3 protein-coding genes are annotated in these 3,453 nt (G+C 42.5%); 2 read left to right on the top strand and 1 reads right to left on the bottom strand.

The genetic code is table 11. From position 1 onward, the window contains the following. Positions 1-416 (bottom strand): SDR family NAD(P)-dependent oxidoreductase (locus tag AB4653_RS19230; RefSeq protein WP_372105028.1); only part of this gene is annotated, 416 nt, incomplete at its 3' end. Positions 417-687: 271 nt separating this feature from the next. Between AB4653_RS19230 and AB4653_RS19225 the strand changes: the two genes are divergently transcribed. After that, entirely contained in the window at positions 688-1,869 is a 1,182-nt protein-coding gene (locus AB4653_RS19225; protein WP_009846395.1) for an isochorismate synthase, read from the top strand. 11 nt (positions 1,870-1,880) lie between these two features. Then, on the top strand, positions 1,881-3,453 hold a 1,573-nt coding region (locus AB4653_RS19220; protein WP_372105026.1), incomplete at its 3' end, for a (2,3-dihydroxybenzoyl)adenylate synthase.

Genomic DNA, 3,453 nt, shown 5'->3' with positions numbered 1-3,453 from the left:
ATATTCCCCTTCCCCCGATCTTTCATACACTTAGATACCGCCTGCATTGTGGCTAGAGCACCAAACGAATTGACCATAAATGTGTTTTCTATCTGCTCGAATGACATATCACACAGCGCACCTAAATGAAGAATACCAGCACAACTCACTAAGTGGTCAAACTCACCGTACTCTGCTACCCAATGATAAATACTCTGTTTTACTAACTCAGGTTTTGACAGATCCAACGGTTCAACCCAGAGCTGATCTGGATACTTTCTCGCTAGAGATTCAGATTTAGTCGCGAGGAGTTGGCTATCAATATCCGTAGCGAGCACCTTAGCTCCCGAGTCCAACAAACTCTCTAACGTGCTAAAACCAATACCTTTTGCACCACCCGTTAATAACACTAATTGTCCTTCAAGAAATCTTTCCATATACCTAAACAACCGAATAATAAACAATCAAAATTGCGACTTTTGTATGCATTTACATAAAACAAAAATCAAAGAATGTGAGCAGCCTTCAATAATGACGATTTACATCAAATAGAAATCATTATCATTAGCATTTAAATAAATGTAAATGTAATCTTACTGACCAAAATAAGCAACCCGATGAAGTGCATGACAAATGAGTTCCTTTAAGAACATCAATGTAAGTAATTGCACATCGTCATAACGATCTATACACAAAGAGGGACCTGTTATGAAACGTGAAGTCATTGGCTATTCAAAAATGGAAAGTGATCTGCTAGATAGAGAGCTATTGTCATCTCCATTTTTCTTCGCTTCTCCCAGTAATACGATGATGGGTAAAGGTATTGAAAATGAGTTCCACCAGCCTATTGCATTTTCAGAGCTAGCCGAGAAGGCGAACGAAATGCTCCAGGCGGCTAAAAAATCAGAAGCCGATAATCCAGTGCTATTTGGTGTCGTCCCATTTAACGAAGAAAACCCGACTAAATTTATTATCCCAGAGCAGTTATTCATCTCTAGTAGTACAAGATCCTTACACTCAAATCCGCTTTCTTCTGCCGATGCGCACGTCATTTCTTCCCCAAGCGGTAATCATTATAAGCAAGGGGTATCCGACCTTCTTGATATGTTTGCCAACACAGAGCTTTCAAAAGTGGTTCTTTCTCGGGCTATTGAAGTAGAAACAGACGCTGATATTCAGCAGCAAACTTTGCTTCGTAATCTGTTATCAATCAACTCGAAAGGCTATACGTTCGCAGCGAATATCAATGACAACCAAAAGCTAATGGGGGCGAGTCCAGAACTCCTTGTTGCAAAAAAAGGCAGTTATCTCACCTCTAACCCACTCGCAGGATCGCGCCCGCGTTCTGAACTGGACGAACAGAATCAAAGCTCAACAAATTCATTGCTCAATACCAACAAAGATCTGCACGAACATGGTCTAGTTGTAGAAGAAGTTGAGCGTGTGATGAGCAAGTATTGCCACAACCTGTACACACCTATGATTCCATCAGTCATAGAAACAAAAACCATGCTTCATCTCTCCACGGAACTAGAGGGTCAAGTCAGTAACCCTCACACTAATGTGTTGGAAGTCGCTGCTGAATTACACCCTACCCCTGCAGTTTGCGGTTATCCGCGACAGAAAGCGTATGAAGCTATCCGAAAATTGGAGCAATTCGACCGAGGGTATTTTACCGGTATGGTTGGTTGGTGTGATTCAAGAGGTAATGGGGAGTGGGTGGTGACGATCCGTTGTGCTGAGGTCCAAAAACGACAAATGAAAGTTTTTGCTGGAGCAGGTATTGTTGATGAATCACATCCACAAAGCGAACTGGATGAAACTGGTGCCAAAATGAACACCATCTTAACGGCAGCAGGTATCCAACTTAAAGATATGTTGACGGCATAGGTAGACTCATAATGTCGAATGAACATATGGATTATACAGATTGGCCAACACCCCAAGCTTCTTTGTATAGAGAGCTAGGTTATTGGCAAGACAGAACTCTTTTCGATCATTTTCAGCACTCAGTTGAGCGGTGTGGTAACAACATGGCTCTTATCTGTGGTGAGCGTCAATTTAGCTATTTACAAGCCGCAGAGAGAGTGTCTCAAATGGCTTCAGGTTTTCAGTCTTTAGGGTTAATGAAGGGCGACAATGTCGTATTACAAATGACAAACGTAGCCGAATTCTATTTTTGCTACTTTGCCTTGTTACAGAAAGGTATTCGACCCGTTTTAGCTCTTCCCGCTCATCGCTTCTCAGAAGTATCTTATTTTTGCCAACACGCCAAAGCCAAAGCTTACATTGTAGATGGGAAACATACTGGCTTTAATTACCAAGCCTTAGCTAAGCAAGTGTTAGATGAAAGTAATGAATTAGAACATATAATCGTTCGCTGTGATGCTACGAACTTGGCAGATCCAAGGTTCACATCGCTTGATGATTTCACGGGGCAACCCGACGATAAACAAGAAGCAGAAGCATCTGAACTGGCATTTTTCCAATTGTCAGGTGGAACAACCGGTACGCCAAAACTGATACCTCGAACCCACAATGACTATGCTTATAGCGTGATTGGCAGTAACACTATCTGTAAGTTTACTGAAAACACTCGCTACTTATGTGCGCTGCCGGTTGCACATAATTTCCCATTAAGTTCACCGGGAGCTTTAGGGGTCTTTTTCGCTGGAGGTACGGTTGTTCTTACGCATGACCCTACTCCAAAATCAGCGTTTAAACTAATTGAAGAGCATAAAATTACCGTATCGGGCTTAGTTCCCCCACTAGCACTGCTGTGGATGGAGCAGGCTCAATCCACTACTCATGATCTTTCAAGCTTAAAATTAGTTCAAGTCGGTGGCGCTAAGTTTAGCCAAACGGCGGCTACAGACCTACCAAACAAGTTAGATTGTCAGCTTCAACAAGTCTTTGGTATGGCTGAAGGGCTAGTGAACTACACTAGATTGGATGATCCTATGGAAGTTATTGCCTCTACCCAAGGGCGCCCTATTTCACAACATGATCGGATTAAAATCGTGAATGAAGAGGGGGAGTCAGTATCCTGCGGAGAGGAAGGTTTTCTTCTCACTCAAGGTCCTTACACCATTCGCGGCTATTACCAAGCAAAAGAACACAACCGTCTTTCATTCGACCAACAAGGGTTTTATCACACTGGTGACATAGTTAAACAGACTAAGGACGGTAATATCATTGTAACAGGGCGAGATAAAGACCAGATTAACCGAGGGGGGGAAAAGATTGCAGCAGAAGAGGTCGAAAACCACCTAATTCGACACGATGGGGTTCATGATGCCGCTCTCATTGCGATACCTGACGACTACTTAGGAGAACGAAGTTGCGCTGTAATCGTTAAAGTCGAAGGGGCAGACATAAATCCCTTCAAACTAAAATATTTCCTACGTGATTGTGGCTTAGCTGATTACAAAATCCCAGATTTAATCAAATTTGTCGATTCATTGCCCAAGACAC

The sequence above is a fragment of the Vibrio sp. 10N.222.48.A3 genome (genome assembly GCF_041475345.1).
Taxonomy (GTDB): Bacteria; Pseudomonadota; Gammaproteobacteria; order Enterobacterales; family Vibrionaceae; genus Vibrio; species Vibrio tasmaniensis_A.
The sequence above is the reverse complement of the archived record's forward strand: the minus strand, read 5'-3'. Positions and strand labels throughout refer to the sequence as shown.

What these genes read in the sequence shown, in the direction of transcription:
- AB4653_RS19225 (WP_009846395.1), top strand. Translation starts at nt 688, where the DNA reads ATGAAACGTGAAGTCATTGGCTATTCAAAAATGGAAAGTGATCTGCTA.